The 16,473-nt window shown below is 69.0% G+C and carries 17 protein-coding genes and 1 pseudogene; 7 read left to right on the top strand and 11 right to left on the bottom strand.

Annotated features, from left to right (window positions below; translation table 11 throughout):
* Positions 1-45: 45 nt before the first annotated feature.
* The gene (locus Aco04nite_RS17525; protein ID WP_212998299.1) at positions 46-624 is read left to right on the top strand and encodes a DUF6642 family protein; all 579 of its coding nucleotides are present in this window, start codon (positions 46-48) and stop codon (positions 622-624) included.
* 615 nt (positions 625-1,239) lie between these two features.
* Here the strand turns inward: Aco04nite_RS17525 and Aco04nite_RS17520 are convergent.
* From Aco04nite_RS17520 to Aco04nite_RS17500, 5 genes are read right to left on the bottom strand one after another with little or no spacing between them, the layout of a single operon-like run.
* Positions 1,240-1,527, bottom strand: coding sequence for an ArsR/SmtB family transcription factor (locus Aco04nite_RS17520; RefSeq protein ID WP_244876074.1), 288 nt, complete (start codon positions 1,525-1,527; stop codon positions 1,240-1,242).
* Entirely contained in the window at positions 1,524-2,372 is an 849-nt protein-coding gene (locus Aco04nite_RS17515; RefSeq protein WP_212998298.1) for a metal ABC transporter permease, read from the bottom strand. Before Aco04nite_RS17515 ends, Aco04nite_RS17520 begins: the two co-directional genes overlap by 4 nt.
* Positions 2,369-3,199, bottom strand: coding sequence for a metal ABC transporter permease (locus Aco04nite_RS17510; protein ID WP_203836095.1), 831 nt, complete (start codon positions 3,197-3,199; stop codon positions 2,369-2,371). The genes Aco04nite_RS17515 and Aco04nite_RS17510 overlap by 4 nt, the downstream gene beginning before the upstream one ends.
* The gene (locus tag Aco04nite_RS17505) at positions 3,199-4,002 is read right to left on the bottom strand and encodes a metal ABC transporter ATP-binding protein (protein WP_244876073.1); all 804 of its coding nucleotides are present in this window, start codon (positions 4,000-4,002) and stop codon (positions 3,199-3,201) included. Before Aco04nite_RS17505 ends, Aco04nite_RS17510 begins: the two co-directional genes overlap by 1 nt.
* Positions 3,995-4,900 carry a metal ABC transporter substrate-binding protein gene (locus Aco04nite_RS17500; protein WP_212998297.1) on the bottom strand — a complete coding sequence of 302 codons (906 nt, stop codon included), beginning with the start codon at positions 4,898-4,900 and terminating at the stop codon, positions 3,995-3,997. Before Aco04nite_RS17500 ends, Aco04nite_RS17505 begins: the two co-directional genes overlap by 8 nt.
* 59 nt (positions 4,901-4,959) lie before the next feature.
* Here Aco04nite_RS17500 and Aco04nite_RS17495 point away from each other — a divergent pair, with 59 nt between their 5' ends.
* On the top strand, positions 4,960-5,628 hold the full coding sequence (locus Aco04nite_RS17495) for a maleylpyruvate isomerase N-terminal domain-containing protein (protein WP_212998296.1): 669 nt from the start codon (positions 4,960-4,962) through the stop codon (positions 5,626-5,628).
* On the opposite strand, the gene Aco04nite_RS17490 is transcribed toward Aco04nite_RS17495, so the two are convergent.
* A complete protein-coding gene (locus tag Aco04nite_RS17490) occupies positions 5,625-5,996 on the bottom strand; it encodes a winged helix-turn-helix transcriptional regulator (protein WP_212998295.1) in 372 nt (123 codons plus the stop codon). The two genes, Aco04nite_RS17495 and Aco04nite_RS17490, sit on opposite strands and share 4 nt — an antisense overlap.
* 226 nt (positions 5,997-6,222) lie before the next feature.
* Between Aco04nite_RS17490 and Aco04nite_RS17485 the strand changes: the two genes are divergently transcribed.
* Positions 6,223-6,879, top strand: coding sequence for a DsbA family oxidoreductase (locus Aco04nite_RS17485; protein ID WP_244876072.1), 657 nt, complete (start codon positions 6,223-6,225; stop codon positions 6,877-6,879).
* Here the strand turns inward: Aco04nite_RS17485 and Aco04nite_RS17480 are convergent.
* A complete protein-coding gene (locus tag Aco04nite_RS17480; protein WP_212998294.1) occupies positions 6,864-7,754 on the bottom strand; it encodes an SDR family oxidoreductase in 891 nt (296 codons plus the stop codon). The two genes, Aco04nite_RS17485 and Aco04nite_RS17480, sit on opposite strands and share 16 nt — an antisense overlap.
* 86 nt (positions 7,755-7,840) lie before the next feature.
* On the opposite strand from Aco04nite_RS17480, the gene Aco04nite_RS17475 reads away from it, so the two are divergent.
* A complete protein-coding gene (locus Aco04nite_RS17475) occupies positions 7,841-8,398 on the top strand; it encodes a TetR/AcrR family transcriptional regulator (RefSeq protein WP_212998293.1) in 558 nt (185 codons plus the stop codon).
* 84 nt (positions 8,399-8,482) lie between these two features.
* Positions 8,483-9,526 (top strand): NAD(P)-dependent alcohol dehydrogenase, encoded by a 1,044-nt coding sequence (locus Aco04nite_RS17470; protein ID WP_212998292.1) that lies wholly within the window; start codon positions 8,483-8,485, stop codon positions 9,524-9,526.
* Between the two features lie 641 nt (positions 9,527-10,167).
* On the opposite strand, the gene Aco04nite_RS17465 is transcribed toward Aco04nite_RS17470, so the two are convergent.
* Complete coding sequence (locus tag Aco04nite_RS17465) at positions 10,168-10,530, bottom strand: hypothetical protein (RefSeq protein ID WP_212998291.1); 363 nt, start codon at positions 10,528-10,530, stop codon at positions 10,168-10,170.
* Between the two features lie 344 nt (positions 10,531-10,874).
* On the opposite strand from Aco04nite_RS17465, the gene Aco04nite_RS17460 reads away from it, so the two are divergent.
* Entirely contained in the window at positions 10,875-11,591 is a 717-nt protein-coding gene (locus Aco04nite_RS17460) for a sulfotransferase domain-containing protein (protein ID WP_212998290.1), read from the top strand.
* A gap of 114 nt (positions 11,592-11,705) precedes the next feature.
* Positions 11,706-12,248 (top strand): suppressor of fused domain protein, encoded by a 543-nt coding sequence (locus Aco04nite_RS17455; RefSeq protein WP_212998289.1) that lies wholly within the window; start codon positions 11,706-11,708, stop codon positions 12,246-12,248.
* A 366-nt stretch (positions 12,249-12,614) separates the two neighbouring features.
* Here the strand turns inward: Aco04nite_RS17455 and Aco04nite_RS17450 are convergent.
* The 3 genes and pseudogenes from Aco04nite_RS17450 to Aco04nite_RS17440 all read right to left on the bottom strand — a co-directional run bounded on the left by Aco04nite_RS17450 (position 12,615) and on the right by Aco04nite_RS17440 (position 16,465).
* Positions 12,615-13,761: pseudogene (locus Aco04nite_RS17450) on the bottom strand (IS701 family transposase).
* Between the two features lie 50 nt (positions 13,762-13,811).
* A complete protein-coding gene (locus Aco04nite_RS49625) occupies positions 13,812-14,750 on the bottom strand; it encodes a ricin-type beta-trefoil lectin domain protein (protein ID WP_212998288.1) in 939 nt (312 codons plus the stop codon).
* Between the two features lie 119 nt (positions 14,751-14,869).
* Positions 14,870-16,465 carry a serine/threonine-protein kinase gene (locus Aco04nite_RS17440; RefSeq protein ID WP_212998287.1) on the bottom strand — a complete coding sequence of 532 codons (1,596 nt, stop codon included), beginning with the start codon at positions 16,463-16,465 and terminating at the stop codon, positions 14,870-14,872.
* Positions 16,466-16,473: the final 8 nt, after the last annotated feature.

The following is a 16,473-nucleotide window of genomic DNA, read 5'->3' as shown; positions in this document are numbered from 1 at the left end:
TGGTCAAGGAACCAGCGTCGGTGAGGATCCAGGTCGGGAGTGGTAGTGCGTAAGCCGGGGGGCGTGTTCTGCGTGGAGGGACAATGGGAGGACGACCTCACGGAGCGCGGTTCCGTCCTGCCCACCCTCGAGCTGCTGGAACGGCTCGGCAGCATCAGGTTCATCCACCGCGACACGGCCACGATCGAGGAGCTTCACTACTACCTCGACACGTGGCTGTCCCAGAAGTACAAGGACTACAAGGTCGGCTTCTTCGCCCTGCACGGCCAGCCGTCCCAGCTCTGCCTCACCGCCAAGACCACCGTCGAGCTCGATGAGATCGGCGCGTGGATGTCCGGCCGCTGCGCCGGGCGCACACTCTACTTCGGCAGCTGCTCGGTCCTGCGAGCCTCCGACCGGGTCCTGCAGGAATTCCTCCACGAAACGAAAGCCGCAATGCTCTGCGGCTTCACCAAGGCAATCGACTGGGTCGAATCCGCCGCCTTCGAAACCGTCGTCCTCAACGCCCTGGTCAACGGCGGCCGCATCGACAGCGTCGAACGCCTCGTCCGCTCCACCCGCTGGGCCGCCCTCGCCGAACACCTCGGCTTCCGCTGCGTCTACGCCAACGGCCGCATCGGCTGACAAACTCCGCCGACCCGCATTTCACCAGCCCGGACCGCCCAAACCGGGTTCCCCCCGCCCGGTAGGTTTCCTCGGCCCGGGAGGGTCGCTCGGCCTGGCACGGGCGGGGGCGGCTGGCCCGCGTGCGGGGTCCCCCGGGTTTGCCGCCCGGCCCGGCCCCGATCGGCAACGATCACGCCGCGTTGTTAACCAGGCGTGAGCACAATCGAGCATGGGTGATGCTGTCGAAATGGTATTCCCGAGTGAGACGGAATGTTGCGCCGATCTGCGGTGCAACGCAATGTCATGCGGCGGTGGCTGTCAAACTCACAACATCGTATTCCCCTATGAAATAGTTTGAATTTTCCAGCCTCACAATGCGTAGCGTAGGCGCCACCCAAGGCGCCGGTCGAGCTGCTGCGGGCCCCCACAGCGGCGCGCGGAAGTCGGCACGCCGGCCAATGGGGAACGCTCCCGACCACCTCCGATAGCCGCGGCCGAACCAGCGCCGGGCCGCGGAAACATCGATCCTGTTCCGTGTGGTTATTTCCGGTAATCGGGGGCGAATCCACGCCGGGCCGTGGGCATGTCCGGTGATCGTCGCCGAACCCGTCCTCCTCTTGCTGGAAAGGGGGTTCAGGGCAGTGGCCGGGGTGGCTGGGAGGCGTAGTGGAGGACCTCGGCGATGAGGCGGTCGACGGTGGGGTCGCGGAGGCGGTAGTAGACGTTGCGGCCGTCGCGGCGGCGGCTGACCAGGGCTGCGTCGCGTAGGTAGCGGATGTGGTGACCGATCACTGTGGTGTCGACGTCGAGGCGCCGGGAGAGGTCGTCCGGGGTGGACTCGCCGTCGCGGAGCGCGATGAGGATGTTGAGGCGGTGTTCGTAGCCCATCGCTTGCAGCGCCATGACCGCTCGGGGAATCACGAGGTCCTCCGGGCCGTGAGCGAGGTTCTCCGGGCCGTGAGCGAGGCTCTCCGGAAGGCGAGGGGGAAGGTGAGGGAGGCTCTCCGGAGGGTGAGCGATGTTACGAGGAAGGCGGCCGCGACCAGGGTGATGGCCGCGCCGGCGGCGATGTCGAGCAGGCCGGAGAGCAGGAGGCCGAGCAGGCCGCTGAGCATGCCCAGGGTCACCGCGAGACCGGTGACCACCGGGAGGCGGGTGGACCAGAGCCGGGCGGCGGCGGCCGGGGCGACGATGAGGGCGAGTGCCAGGATCGTGCCGACGGCCGGGACGATCGTGACGATGACCAGTTCTATCGTGATGAGCAGGAGCAGGTCGTAGAGGGCCGGACGGTAGCCCGCTGACCGGGCGCCGGCCGCGTCGAAGCCGGTGAACAAAAGTCCCCGCCCGAAGAAGGACAGCACGCCCGCGACCAGGACCAGCACGATCGCCGTGGTCACGACGTCCTGGCGGCCGGTGGTGACGATGCTGCCGACCAGGAACGACGAGAGTTCGCGGCTGAAGCCGTCCTGGAGGGCGACCAGGCCCACGCCGATGGCGAAACCCGCGGCGACGATCACTCCGGTCGCGGCCGCGGCGTCCTGGCCGCGGCGGCGGGTGAGCGCTGCCACCCCGCAGGCGACGAGTACGCCGGCCAGCGCACCGCCGAGCGTGATGCTCACGCCGAGGATGGCCGCCGCGACGACGCCCGGGAACGTGGCGTGGGTGAGCGCCATCGTGAAGTAGGAGAGGCGGCGCAGCACGACCTGCACCCCGATCAGGCCGGCCAGGGCTCCGGCGAGGACGGCTTCGGCGTACGCGTAGGTCATGCCGGCCGCCGTCGCCGGAGCAGACCGACGGGGAGCAGCAGCACGTACGCGAGCACGAGCGCCAGCACCACCGCGGTGGCCGACGTGAGCCGCACGCCGTGGTCCACCGACGCCGTCCAGCTCAGCCACAGGCCCGCGTACCCGCAGAGCAGGGTGAGCACGGTCCCCGCCGCCGCCATCGCGATCAGCCGGTCGGTGAGCATCCGGGCGGCCGCCGCCGGGACGATGAGCAGGGCGACCACGAGGATCGTCCCGACCGCCCGGACCGCGGCGACGACGACCAGCGCGACCACCAGGTTGAGGGCCAGGTCCAGCCGGGCGATCCGGTATCCGGCCGCCGCGGCACCGCCCACGTCGAACGCGCGGAACACCCAGGCCCGCGCGCCGATCGCGACCAGCGTCAGGGTGAGCACGGCGAGCACGGCGGTCTCCACGAGCTGACCCGGCGTGACGGTCAGCAGGCGCCCGAACAGAAACGCGGTCAGATCCGAGGTGTACGACGACCGCCTCGACACCAGCGCGACGCCCACGGAGAACAGGGCGGTCAGCACGACGGCGGTCGCGGCGTCGTCGGAGAGCAGCCCACCCCGGGTGAGTAGCGTCAGGACGACGGCGGTGACCAGGCCGGCGACGAGCGCGCCCCCGAAGACACCGTCGGCGCCGGACACGAGGAAACCGGCGACCACGCCGGGGAAGACGGTGTGGGTGAGCGCGTCCGCGACGAAGGACAGCCGCCGCGCGAAGACGAAGACGCTGACCGGGCCGCAGATCAGGGCGAGCAGGGTCAGTTCGGCCAGCGCGCGGAGCATGAACGGGGCTTCGAGCATCAGGTCTCCACCAGCATCGTGCGGCCGTCCGGAAGATCGACGGCGTGGTTGCCGTACGCCTCCCGCAGCACCTCCGGTGTGAGCACCTCGCGCGGTGCCCCCGCCGCCCACTGCCGCCCGTTGAGCACGCACACCTGGTCGGCGATCCGGGCGGCGACGGCGAGGTCGTGCGTACTGATGACGACCGCCGTGCCCGTGGCGGTGAGTTCGCCCAGCGCACTCAGGATGCGTTCCTGGCTGGTGGCGTCCACCCCGTTGAGCGGCTCGTCGAGCAGCAGCAGCCGGGCCTCCGCGGCGATCGCCCTGGCGACCAGGACGCGCTGGCGCTGGCCGCCGGAGAGCAGCCCGAAACGGGTCCTCGCCCGGTCGGCGAGCCCGACGCGGTCCAGGGCGGCGAGGGCCGCGTCCCGGTCGGCCCGGCCGGTGGGCCGCCACCAGCCGATGCGGCGGTAGCGGCCCATGAGTACGACGTCGGCGGCGCTGACCGGGAAGTCCGGGTCGAGTGTTTCGGCCTGCGGGACGTACGCCGCGAGCCCGCGCGCCTTCGGCAGTGCCCGGCCGAGCACGGTGACCGAGCCGGTGACCAGGTCGGCCAGCCCGGTCACCGACTTGATCAGGGTGGACTTGCCGGCGCCGTTCGGCCCGACCAGCGCGAGGGTCTGCCCCTCGCCGACGGTCAGCTCCACGTCACGCAGGACGGTGGTGCCGCGGTAACCGAATCCGGCCGCCTCGATTCGCAGCGCCGCGGGCTGCGACGCGTGCCGCTGAGCGGGTACGGGCCCCGCCGACGGAGGCTCAGCCACCCAGAGCCGCCGTCATGGTGGCCGTGTTGTGGCGCTCGGCGCCGAGGTACGTGCCCTGCTCCGTACCCTGCGGGCCGAGGCTGTCGCCGAACAGCGCGTCCTCGCCGCCGATGACCTTGACCCCGGCCTGCGCCGCGATGGCCTCGGCGGTCTTGGGCGGCAGCGAGCTCTCCGTGAAGATCGCCTTCGTGCCGGTCTGCTTGATCTTGGCGACGAGCGCGGCGAGCTGCGCGGTGGAGAGCTCGGCGGACGTGTCCAGGCTCGGGATGACCGAGCCCACGAAGTCGAGCTGGTAGCGGTCGACGTAGTAGCCGAACGCGTCGTGGTTGGTGACGAGCTTGCGCTGCGCGACCGGGACCTTGGCCCAGGCGGCCTGGTTGTCGGCGTCCAGCTTGTCGAGCTCGGTGGCGTACGCGGTCAGGTTGGTGCCGAACGTGCCCGCTGCGGCCGGTTCGGCGGTGGCGAGGGCCTCCTCGATGTCCGTGACCATGATCTTGGCGTTCACCGGGCTGTGCCAGATGTGCGGATCGTCGGTACGCAGGGTGACGCCCTTGCTCGCGTCGACGACGGTGCCGTCGAACCCGGCCGCCTCGATCGTGCCGTCGAGCCATTCCTCGAGGCCGACGCCGTTCTCGACGACGACCTCGGCGGCGCCGATCGCCTGCAGGTCGGCGGGGGTGGGCTCGTAGTCGTGCGGGTCGACGCCCGGCTTGATGATCTGGGTGACGGCGACCCGGTCACCGCCGATCTGCCGGACGAAGTCGGCGACCTCGGGGGTGGTGGCGACGACCTTCAGGGCGGCATTGTCGTCAGCGGCGGCTTTGCTGTCGGAGTTTCCGCAGGCCGCGATGGAGAAGGCGAGACCGGCGGCGAGGGCCAGGGGAAGTACTCGGTTCATGCGGCGAAACGGTAATGGTTTTCAATTTTATCGTCTAATGGCCATGACACGATGTGCGCATGTCCGCATCTGTCGCCCGCACTGCCGCGCTGGCCCAGTTCTCCCTGCTCGCCGCCCGGGTGGAGGCCCTGGAGCCGGCCCAGCTCGAGCTCCCGGCCCGGCTCGACCCGTGGCGCGTCCTGGAACTTGTCGCCCACGTCACCCGCAACATCGGTGCGGTCGTGCCCGCGGTGACCCGCCCCGAACCCGCCGCCCGCACCGTCGAGCTCGCCGGCTACTACGACGTCGCCGCGCTGGCAGCGGCCGCCGTCAAACAACGCGCGATCGACGACGCCCGCTCACCGGTCTCCTGGTCCGCGGAGCTCGCCAAGGCGGTGCGAACGGCGGCACAGTCCCTCGAAGGAGTGCCGGACACCCGCCTCGTCGCGGTCCGGATGGGCGCCGTCAGCCTCGGCGACTTCCTGGTCACCCGGTGCGTCGAGGGCGCCGTCCACGGCATCGACCTGGCCCGCGCACTCGACGCCGAGCCGGCCGCCTGGGTCGACCCGGCAGCCGCCGTCGTCTGCGCGCAGCACCTGGCCCAGCGCGGCGTCCGGCACGGCATCACCGCGGTCGTCCAGGACCGGGTCGTCCTGATCGGAGACACCGTCATCCCGATCCTGGACTACATCGAGTGGGCGAGCGGCCGGGGCCCGGCCGTCGCGGGATTCCCCCCGCTCCGGCTCTAACTCACGCGGGCGTCGTGGGTGACCCTGGCCGTGCGGATGTCGTCGCGGTGGGCGCGGGCCCAATCATCGAGGGCCTGCACGGGTACGAGCAGAGTGCGCCCGAGCTCCGTCAGCTCGTAGTCGACGCGGGGTGGGACGCTCGCGTGCACCGTCCGCTTCACCAGACCGTCGCGCTCGAGCGTGCGCAGCGTCAAGGTCAGCATGCGCTGGCTGATGCCCTCGATCGAGCGGTGCAGCTCGTTGAACCGGTGCGTGCGGTGCCCGAGGAGCACGACGATGAGTACGCTCCACTTGTCGCCGACGCGGTCCAGGACCTCCCGGATCGCGCAGCCGTCGGTCTTACTTACCTCGGTGTGCGTGACTGACACGGATGTGCCCCCTTACGGATCGCCTCCATGCTCACGCATCATGGGGTAACGCACAAGAAGTAACCCAGGAGAACACGATGACATCGCAACCGGTTACCGACCCGCCGCCCGTGGCATCTCCGCCGGTCTCTTCGCAGGCTCCGGCCCCGGTCGTCGAGCCGGCGTTGCGTGGGTTGATCGTGCTGGGATCCGGGGACGCCGAGGCGTGCTCCGACGGAACCTGTCTGTGAGAGGAACTGCCTTGCTGGTCGAGATCTGGTCCGACGTCGTCTGCCCGTGGTGCTACATCGGGAAGCGGCGCCTGGAGACGGCGCTGAACACGTTCGAGCACGCCGCCGACGTCGAGATCGTGTGGCGCAGCTTCCAGCTCGACCCGTCGGCGCCCAGGGACAAGCGCGAACCCGTCTACGACTCGCTGGCGAAGAAGTTCGGCGGCTCGAAGGCGCAGGTCAAGACGATGACGGCGCAGGTCGCCCAGTTGGCCGAGGCCGAGGGCCTGCACTACGACTTCGAGAACGCGATCAGCTTCAACACGTTCGACGCGCACCGCCTGCTGCACCTGGCGAAGTCGCACGGCCTGGGCGCCGAGGCCCACGAGCGCCTCATGCGTGCCAACCTCATCGAGGGCGCGGCCATGGACACCCCCACGCTCGTCCGGCTCGCGGACGAGGTCGGCGTCCCGGCCACGGAGGCGGAGCGGGTTCTCGGCAGCGACGAGTACACCGCCGACGTCAACGCGGACATTCAGCAGGCTCGCGCGTACGGTGCGTCCGGGGTGCCGTTCTTCGTCCTGGACCGCGCCTACGGCATCTCGGGTGCCCAGTCCGCGGAGCTGTTCCTGCAGGCCCTGACCACCGCCCACGACGCTCAGCTCGTGAAGTAGAAGCCCCGGCCGAGATCCTCGGCCTGGGTCGGACCGGCCGGCTGCCACCCGAGCAGCCGGCGGGTTCCTTCGCTGGACATCGGGTTGTCCAGCGCGACGAACATCGCAAGCGGCCCGAAGTCCTCGGGCGCGACACTCCCGGCCTTGACGCCGAGCTTCCCGGCGATGACGTCGGCGAGCTCCCGGAACGTCAGGCCGTCCTCGGCGACGGCGTGGAGCCGCGATCCGGCCGGAGCGCCCTCGATTGCCAGCCGGTAGAGCCGCGCGATGTCGAGCGTGTGCACGGCCGGCCAGCGGTTGGAGCCGTCGCCGATGTATCCGGCGACACCCCGCGAGCGGGCGATCCCGACGAGCATGGGGAACAGGCCGCTGCGGTCATGCTCGCTGTGCACGAGCGGCGGTACCCGCACCACCGACGAGCGCACACCGTTCTCCGCGAGCGCGATCACGGTGTTCTCCGCGTCGGCGCGCGGCCCACCCGGCATGACGTCCTGCTCGGTGGCCGGCCGATCGTTGATCCCGCCGAGGAACGACAGCGTCATCGACGCGTTGGTGCCCACGAACGGCTTCCCCGACCCCGCCAGCACCGCCCCGATCGCCCCGATCGCCCGCAGGTCGGTGCCGAGGCTCTCGGCCATGTCCGCGGTGAGCTGCTCGAACGCCAGGTGGATGACCCCGTCCGATGCTGCCGCGGCCGTGCGCAACACGTCGAGATCCCGCAGGTCACCACGCTGCACCTCCGCGCCGGCTGCCGTGATCGCGGCGGCGGCGCTGTCGGAACGTGCCAGCCCGACTACCTGATGCCCGGCGCCGAGCAGCTCGATCACGACCGCCGAGCCGATGTGCCCGGACGCCCCGGTGACGAATACCCGCATGTCAAACCTCCGTGTCGTTGATTGCACTCAGTGGCATCACCGTACGCCCACGATGCCACTGAGTGCAATCGGGTAGGCTTGCGGCCGTGGTGAGATGGGAGCCTGACGCGTACGGGCGGCTGCGTGACGCGGCGCTGAGCCTCTTCGTCGAGCAGGGCTTCGAGAAGACGACGGTCGCGCAGATCGCCGAGCGGGCCGGCCTCAACCGGCGGACCTTCTTCCATCACTTCGCCGACAAGCGCGAGGTGGTCTTCGCGGGCCAGCTGGCCTCCGATGACCTGATCGCCACCGAGATCCGGGCCCAGCCGCCCGGCACCGACCCGCTGCACGCCGCGGTGGCCGGGCTCATGCTCGCCTCCGACACACTCTACGAGCAGTATCGCGAAGGCGCGATCCAGCTGGGCGCCGTCATCGCCGCAAGCCCTGAGCTGCAGGAACGCGAGATGGTCAAACGCGCCACCCTGGCGGACACCATCGCCGCGGCCCTCCGCGACCGCGGCACCTCCGAAGCTGGCGCCACCGTGTCCGGATGGGCGGCGGTCGCGATGTTCTTCGTCGCCCGCAACCGCTGGAACCAGCCCGGCAACCAGCGACCCCTGTCCGACCTGATCGACGAGGCCCACAAGGAATTCCTCACCGCATGAGCGCGGGAAGTGCTCCTCCTTGCGTCGACACCCTCGCGCGCTTCGAGAGCGAACTTTCCCGACAGGGTGTTGACTAGGGGAATCATGAAGACTGTCAACGCATATGCCGCCCCGTCCGCGACCGAGCCGCTCGTCCGTACCACGATCGAGCGCCGGGATGTCGGGGCGAAGGACGTACTCATCGAGATCCGGTACGCCGGGATCTGCCACTCGGACATCCACACCGTGCGCGGCGAGTGGGGCCCGGTGGCGTACCCGCTGACTGTGGGTCATGAGATCGTCGGGATCGTCACGGAGGTCGGCTCCGAGGTCACGAAGCACGCGGTGGGCGATAGGGCCGGCGTGGGCTGCATGGTGAACTCGTGCCGCGAGTGTGCGAACTGCCTCGCCGGTGAGGAGCAGTACTGCCTGGCCGGCAACACCGGCACCTACGCCGCGGTCGACCGGGACGGCACCGTCACCCAGGGCGGCTACTCGACGCACGTGGTCGTCGACGAGGACTTCGTACTGCGCGTGCCGGAGAGCCTGCCGTTCGAGAAAGCCGCGCCGCTGCTCTGCGCCGGCATCACCACCTACTCCCCGCTGCACCACTGGAAAGCGGGCCCCGGCAGCAACGTCGCCGTTGTCGGGCTCGGCGGTCTCGGGCACATGGCCGTGAAGATCGCCCACGCGATGGGCGCCGAGGTAACCGTGCTCTCGCAGACCCTGTCGAAGCAGGAGGACGGCCGCAAGCTCGGCGCCGCCCACTACTACGCGACGAGCGACGAGGCCACGTTCGAGAAGCTCGCCAACTCGTTCGACCTGATCATCAACACGGTCAGCGCGAAGGTCGACATCGGCGCCTACCTCTCGCTGCTCACCCTCGACGGCACCCTCGTCAACGTCGGCGCCCCGCCCGAGCCGCTGCCGGTCCAGGCCTTCACCCTGATGAACAACCGGCGCTCGTTCGCCGGCTCGTCCATCGGCGGCATCCGCGAGACGCAGGAGATGCTCGACTTCTGCGCCGAGCACGGCATCTCCCCGGAGACCGAGCTGATCGCCGCAACCGAGATCAACGACGCGTACGAGCGGGTCCTCAAGTCCGACGTCCGCTACCGCTTCGTAATCGACATCGCGACCCTCGCCTGACCGCGGGCAGCTGAGGTAGTTCCTGGATGGGTGACCCGGCCGGAGCAAGCAACCAGCTGGGTCACCTCCTCCACGGCTTGATCTCCTCCCACGACCTCCGCCACGCGTGTGCCCTGTCGACACTGTCAGTGTCGGCACTTTGCATACCGACTGCGGACCATGAGGAGTTTGCGGTAGGTGACGAGGTCTCCTGGACGCTGCGAGACCGGACATCGAATGGCTGGAACTCGTGCTCGGCAGCGAACCTCGTGCAGTTGGAGGTTGAACAAGACGTGCGGCTCGCGTGACGGCACAAGGTATCCGTGACATCCGCAACTGCACGCTATCCGCGGCATGAGAGCATGCTGCCGGAATAGTGGTCGAAGATCGGTTTGTTGCTCGATTGCGGCAGGGTTGCTGCCATTGCCGAGGCGAAGTATGGCATGGGCGGGCCTCGCGAAGAAGACGCGCAGGATTCCCTCCGTTACGCAGGAATGCCTGCCTGCGTCCGGCGTGTATGCGTAGAGTCACCACGTCGCCCATGTCGTGTCCATTTCCGTCGGACTCGCCACCGGTCGTGGACTTGGGCGGAGTGCTGTCACGTGCGCGTGTTAAATGTCGTGTCAGGCCCTGGGTGTGATGGAGAGTTCGGGGTTCGTGGGTTAGTAGGCGGCGGCGTACTTCACCAGCCAGCGGTTGGTGAACCGGCTCCAGTCGAACAGGTCACCGGCGGCGCGTCTGCGGTCACGTTCATGGTCGGCGGTGGCCTGTGCCCGGTGGGAGTTCGCCTCGCGGAACAATGCTCGTGCGGCCTCGATCCACATCAGCTTGCCGTCCGGTGTCCGGGCTTCGGGACAGTCGCGCCGTAGCCGGGTGGTGTGGCCGAGAGCTTTCCCGAAGGCCCGCCGAACCTTATGCTCGCGCCGGAACTCTTCAGTTGCCGCAGAGTAGTTCCGGCGCCGTGTCGGGTCACGCATCCACGCCAGTTCAACGGTCGTGAAGATCTCCAGCTGAGCGTATTTCATTTCTTTATTGTTCTCAGGGTGTTTCATGATCGGAAGGGCGGGTGTGCCATTTTCGGGTTGAGGGGGATCACACACATTCGAATGGCAGATAGCGAGTATTCGGATAGCCATGAAGTGGTGGCGGATGGATCCCGGGAGGCGATCCTCGTGCTCCTCGCGCCACGAGTTAGTTGGCCGTCTTGCTGTCATCCTCACGTGCGTGCGTCTGGACGCCCCGGTGTGCGTCACACGGCGTGACGGCTCACCGCCGGCCGCCGCGCCCGGTCGGCAGCAGCAGCAGCAGATGAGGATGCCGGTAACGCGTTGGCTGGCTCATACGGTTTGCTGCTGGCTGCGGTTCGCAGATGATTGTGTGGGTGGCGTCGTTTCCTCGTTCTGGCAACACCTTTCTGCGGATCGTTCTTCACCGGCTGTATGGCGTCAGAACCTCGACTGTCTATGACGTCGACGGTGTTGCTGAGCGTCTCGGAATGGATCTGATCGGGTTCACTGATCGCCCGGGAAGCCTTCCCGAGATGCGTGCCGCAGACGAGCCGCACTTCGTCAAAACCCACCGGCAGCGGGAGGTCGAGGTCGACGAGGAAGATCGTGCGATATGCCTGGTGCGAGACGGCCGCGATGCCCTGGTCTCGTGGGCTCGCCAAGCGAGCGAGGAAGACCCGAACACCTATGAGGACGAACTACGGTCAAAGATCCTGCGAGTGAGTGCGGGCGGGACCGGCAGTTGGGGAACCAGCGTTCTCAGCTGGCTGCGGCCGTCGGTGCCGCACCGTGTCGTCCTGCGGTACGAGGACCTGATCCGTGACCCGCATGCGACGGTAGCTCCGATCATCGCCACGGTGGCCCCCGCGCTTGGTCTGCGGGCGGAGGCTGCTGTTCCGTCTCTGGACGAGCTACGAGGGCACGACGACCTGTTCTTCCGCCGAGGTCGTACCGGCAGCTATCAGAACGAAATGCGCACCGAGTTGCACCAGCTCTTCTGGTCGCGGATCGACAACCAGGCGGCGATGGCCCTACTCGGGTACCCCAGGCCCCACGATGATCAGGTCCCGCAGTCCTGACGGTGCACGCGGATCGCGGCAGAAGGGTGCATCAGATCTTGGTATTGTTTCGCTGCAAACAGGCAATCCCGGGCCGTGAGTTCCCGGGAGGCTGAAAGCAGTCGAGGAGCGTTCATGCAGGTCGACGCTCGGGTGCGGGAGCACTACGAGTTGATGTGGCAAACGCCAGGCCGGGTCGCGCGATTCGACATCCTGGGCGCTCCGATGGAGGTCTACAAGTGGCCGGCTGAGTCCACCGGCGAGGGTGTCGCACTGTATGCCACCAACGGTGCCAGCGCCGTAGTAGCGTCGACGGGTGGCGTGCGGGTTGAATTCTTCGTCGGCTTGATGCCCGAGTTCGACGACATCGTGTCGTCGCTTTCGCTGCTGGGCAGCTATCCCCTCCAGGGCGGCGCGGCTTCAGCAGGAGACACGGTCACGCTCGGCGATCCGTTGTGGCCCGGTGCCGCCACGTCGACGTTCTTGTTGGTGCCGCAGACTGATTGGCTCGTGGAGCCGTTGCCGCTGCCGGACGGTTCGCACGTTCATTTTCATCAAGTGCTTCCCATCTCAGCCTCCGAGTTGGCCCTGAAGAGACAATGCGGAGCGATTTGGCTGTTGGCCGAACTCAACGACGAAGGCATCCCGACCTGGCAGCACCAGCGCCGCTATTTGTAGGTCGGCGCGGGACACCACGAACTTCGAACGCCACATCGTTTGCAACGCACGATCGAGTGCACGCGAAGTTACACATCCAGCAGAGCTACCGACCTTGTTCTAAATCTCGACGGCGCTCGACCGGCCGTTGATCTCGAGTGAGCAGTCTTGCTGCCGCCCTGGTCACGGGCCATGGGACACGCCTAGTACTGCAACCCGATGTCGTTGCTTACGGTGGTTCGAGTCGTTTGCGGTAGTGACAGGCTCGAGCTTGTTGCTGGCGTCGGCGGCGATATCGGGACCAGTGCCAGACGTGTGCGGCGGTGTGGACGACAGCCAGAACGAATCTGGCGAACAGGCGGCGGATTTCGTTGCTGGTCAACGGGATCAGTTCACCGCCGTCTGCGCTGGTACCCCCTTTACGGCCTCAGCGGCGCGGGTCACGGCCAGGAACGCTGCGGCGGCCATGGCCAGGGTGATATGCGCGTACCAGGCGTCGTAACGGCGGACCTGGTACTGGTCCAGACCGACCTCGTTCTTCGCGGTCTGGAACGACTCCTCGATCGCCCAGCGGGCGCCGGCGACCCGGACCAGATCCCGTAGCCGGGTCCCGCGTCGGCCGACACACCGGTAGTAGGCGATCTCACCAGTGCTGATCGAGCGGCGGGCCAGGACCCAGCCGCGCCGGTCATGGGCGAACGGGGCCCGGATCGGCGTCCAGGCCCAGTCGTAGACCCGGGGGCCGTGGGGGGCCGTCGCCGCAGGACAACCGCTGCCACGCCCCAGCCCGGATATCGGCGATCATGTCCTTGACCGGCCGGTCGGTGTGCAGCCCGGCCGGGACCTCGTCGTCGTTGCGGGTCGCCATCACATAGGGGATGTCCTGCTCGTGCAGCCAGTCCCGCAGGCCGGGGTTCTGCCCGAACGCCTCGTCGGCGGTGAACCAGGCGAACGGCACCTGAGCTGCTACGGCCCGCTCGATCATTGTGCGGGCCTGCTGCGGTTTGGTCACGAACCCGACGTCGTCGGGCACCGCCGCCCGTTCGCACCGCTGCTGGTCGTCGGTTCAGGACTTCGGTAGATACAACTCCCGGTCGATCAACGCCCGGCCCTTCGGCGTCGCGTAGGCCAGGAACGTACCGATCTGGCAGTTCTCGACCTTGCCCGCCGTGCCCGAGTACTGCCGTTGCACCCCCGCCGACCGGACGCCTTTCTTGACGAACCCGGTGTCGTCGGCGATCAGTACCCCGTCGGCGCTACCGAGGTGTTTGACCAGGTAGTCCCGCACGTCATCACGGACCAGATCCGGTTTCCAGCACGGGCTGTAGAGCATCTCCTGCACCGCGTTCGGTGACCGCCGGCCCGCGTGTTCAGCGATTGTCCAGCCGTTACGCCGTTCCAACGGAGCCAGCAACCCGCGTATATAGGCGAACGCCAACCGGCGCGGCTCCACCCGATAAAAACGGCTCGCCACCAGCGCAAACAAGTCATCCAGACCCGCCTGCCACTCCGCGAGAACCTGCCCACCCAGCATGACCAGTCAACGAGCGACCGCTACTCAAGTCGCAACACCGGGTTGCAGTACTAGGCCGCGGTCTTCCAGACCTGGTCGGCCGCTCCGGTGCAGGTGGTGGCGCGGACGGTGGCGCCGGAATTGCCCGGGTCGGTGAGGCAGAGGCCGGATGCCGGGTTGATCAGGGTGCCGCCGGGGCCTGTGCGCCACTGGGCGCTCGGGCGGTCGTCGCAGCCGACCGTGCGGACCGTGCCGTCGTCGGTGACCTGGGTGCAGTGGCCGGCTACGCGCATCGTGCCGTCCGGGGTGAGGGTGAAGCTCTGGTAGCTGACGCCGCTGCAGCCGTTGGTCTGGATCGGGGTGTTGTCGATGCCGAGCAGGCCGCCCAGGGCAAGGCAGCGGCCGCTGTTGCCGGTGATCGGGCCGGTGATGTCGGCGGCGGGCGGTGGGTCCAGGGTGGGCGTCGGGGTGCCGGCGGAGGTCGGGGTCTGGCCCTGTGACGACTGCCCGGCGGGCGGTACGGCCGGGACGTCGAAGCCTGCGGGGGCCGAGGCGCCGTTGGATGCGCGGGCACTGCGGCTCGCCTTGGCCGAGGTGCCGGGGGAGCTCTTGCTGGTGGAGGTCGCGGCGCCGAGCGAGCCGGTGGCCCCGGGTTCGTCCGTGAAGACCGGTGCGGCGATCTGCGCCGGGTCGGAGGGGTTCTCCGTCTTGTCACCGGTGAACAGGAAGAAGCCGGCGGCCGCTACGACGGCGATGGCCGCGACGCCGGAGAGGACGACCAGCCGCTGACGGGCGAAGGTCTTCGGGGCGGCGTCCGGGGCCGGGGCTGCCGGGACCGCGGGCAGCGTGTCGGTGGCGTCCTCGGGAAGCATCGCCGCGTGCGGCCAGACCTCGTGCTGCCGGTTGTCGTGCCCGGCGGGCGCCGCACCGCCCGGCTCCGTGGTGATGTACGGGCGGACCAGCACCGGATCGTGCTGTTCCGGGATGTCACCGTCGTGATTGTCCGCCATGCCCACCCTCGCCGTAATGAGCCCTGAAGAGCCCCGCAACCGACCGGTACGTCAAGATACGCGAGGTTCATCGACGTGGATCAACCGGCGGGGATGCGTTACAGCGAGGCGGTGGACCGCTACAGCGAGCGGATCTCCACATTGGCGAACGAGGCCCGGCCGGGGCCGTCGCTCGGGTCGCTGTCGGCGCCGAGCCGGACCTGACCGGCGACGAGGCTCTGGTCGGTGATCGGGGCCTGGAAGATCGGTTTGCCGTCGACCGAGACGGTGGCAAGCTGCCCGCGCAGGTCGATGCGGACGCGCCGGGTGCTGCCGAGCCGGAAGTCATCGGAGGCCACCGAGGTCAGGGTGGTCTTCTGGTCGTCGTTCTCGAGGGCCAGCTCGACCTGGCCGGGGCACGCGGAGAACAGGTAGTCGCTGCGGCCGTTGGCGCGGAAGCGGATCTGCGCGCAGCTGCCCGGGTTGATGACCGTGACGTCCGCCGCGATGCTCTGGTCACCGGCGAAGCTGTCCGTCGGGCCGGGACAGTCGTACGTGTTGGCCTCGTCGGTCGTGACCCGCAGCGCGCCGTCGGCGAAGACACAGGTGCCGCCCGTGTCGCCGGTCTCCGGCTTCCACTGGCCCGGCCGGTCGAGGGGGTCGATCACGGACAGGCCCCGCACCGCGCGGGGTGCCGGCGCGGCGACGGGGAACAGTGCCTGCGCCTCGGTCTGCTGCGAGTCGCCGGAGTTGACGGCGTGCGCGACGCCGAGACCGCCACCGGCCAGCACCGCGAGGGCGGCGGCCGAGGCCAGGGCGATCAGGCCGCGCCTGCGGGGGACCCTGGGGCGGGCCGCCCGGACGGCTTCGGCGGCCTGCCGGAGCTCGGGACGCCCGGCGAGGTTCTGCGCCTCGGTCGACGAACCCGCCGTGAGCAGCATGTCGAGCAGTTCGTGCGCGGTGGGGCGTTCCCGTGCGTCCTTGGCCAGGGTCCGGGCGACGAGTTCGCGCAGCGGATCGGGCAGGCCGTCCAGGTCGGGTGGCTGCGTGAGGATCTTCGCGGCGGTGACCGCGGGCGTGTCCCCGGCGAACGGCGTGCGGCCGGTGCCCGCGTACATGACGACCGCACCCCAGGCGAACACGTCGGCGGCCGGGCCGGTGGCGCTGCTGTCGGAGTCGAACCGCTCCGGCGCCATGTAGGCGACGGTGCCGACCATCTGATCGGTACGCGTGTGCTTGCTCGTGATCTCCACGGCGCGCGCGATCCCGAAGTCGATGACCTTCGGCGTGCCCAGTGAGAACAGCACGTTGCGGGGCTTGAGGTCGCGGTGGATGACCCCGGCGCCGTGGATCGCGGCGATCGCGGTGGCCACGCCGACCGCCACGCTGTGCAGGTTGCCCCCGCTCAGCGGGCCGTTGTCGTCGACCACCTGGGCCAGGTCGGGGCCGTCGACGTACTCCACGACGAGGTACGGGGTCTCGTGCTCGGGGTCCGCGTCGAGCACCGCGGCGGTGCAGAACGGCGGGACCTGCCGGGCGCGGGTGACCTCGCTGCGGAACCGGTTGCGGAACTCGTCGTCGGAGGCGTACTCGGGGCGGATGACCTTGATCGCGGCCAGCCGGCCGTCGTCGGCGCGGCCGAGGAAGACCGCACCCATCCCGCCCTCGCCCAATCGTGACAGCAGGCGGTAACCGCCCAGTTCAGTCGGGTCGCCAGGACGCAGGGGCCGGGTCACGGGAAAGC

This window comes from Winogradskya consettensis (assembly GCF_018332715.1).
In the GTDB taxonomy this organism is placed as follows: Bacteria; Actinomycetota; Actinomycetes; order Mycobacteriales; family Micromonosporaceae; genus Actinoplanes; species Actinoplanes consettensis.
Note: the sequence above shows the minus strand (reverse complement) of the source record. Positions and strands in the feature narration are given on the sequence as shown.

Bases quoted from the DNA above. Each gene is read 5' to 3' on its own strand.
- Aco04nite_RS17515 (WP_212998298.1), bottom strand. From the start codon at position 2,372: ATGACCTACGCGTACGCCGAAGCCGTCCTCGCCGGAGCCCTGGCCGGC.
- Aco04nite_RS17510 (WP_203836095.1), bottom strand. From the start codon at position 3,199: ATGCTCGAAGCCCCGTTCATGCTCCGCGCGCTGGCCGAACTGACCCTG.
- Aco04nite_RS17500 (WP_212998297.1), bottom strand. From the start codon at position 4,900: ATGAACCGAGTACTTCCCCTGGCCCTCGCCGCCGGTCTCGCCTTCTCC.
- Aco04nite_RS17495 (WP_212998296.1), top strand. From the start codon at position 4,960: ATGTCCGCATCTGTCGCCCGCACTGCCGCGCTGGCCCAGTTCTCCCTG.
- Aco04nite_RS17480 (WP_212998294.1), bottom strand. From the start codon at position 7,754: ATGCGGGTATTCGTCACCGGGGCGTCCGGGCACATCGGCTCGGCGGTC.
- Aco04nite_RS17470 (WP_212998292.1), top strand. From the start codon at position 8,483: ATGAAGACTGTCAACGCATATGCCGCCCCGTCCGCGACCGAGCCGCTC.
- Aco04nite_RS17465 (WP_212998291.1), bottom strand. From the start codon at position 10,530: ATGAAATACGCTCAGCTGGAGATCTTCACGACCGTTGAACTGGCGTGG.
- Aco04nite_RS17460 (WP_212998290.1), top strand. From the start codon at position 10,875: ATGATTGTGTGGGTGGCGTCGTTTCCTCGTTCTGGCAACACCTTTCTG.
- Aco04nite_RS17455 (WP_212998289.1), top strand. From the start codon at position 11,706: ATGCAGGTCGACGCTCGGGTGCGGGAGCACTACGAGTTGATGTGGCAA.
- Aco04nite_RS49625 (WP_212998288.1), bottom strand. From the start codon at position 14,750: ATGGCGGACAATCACGACGGTGACATCCCGGAACAGCACGATCCGGTG.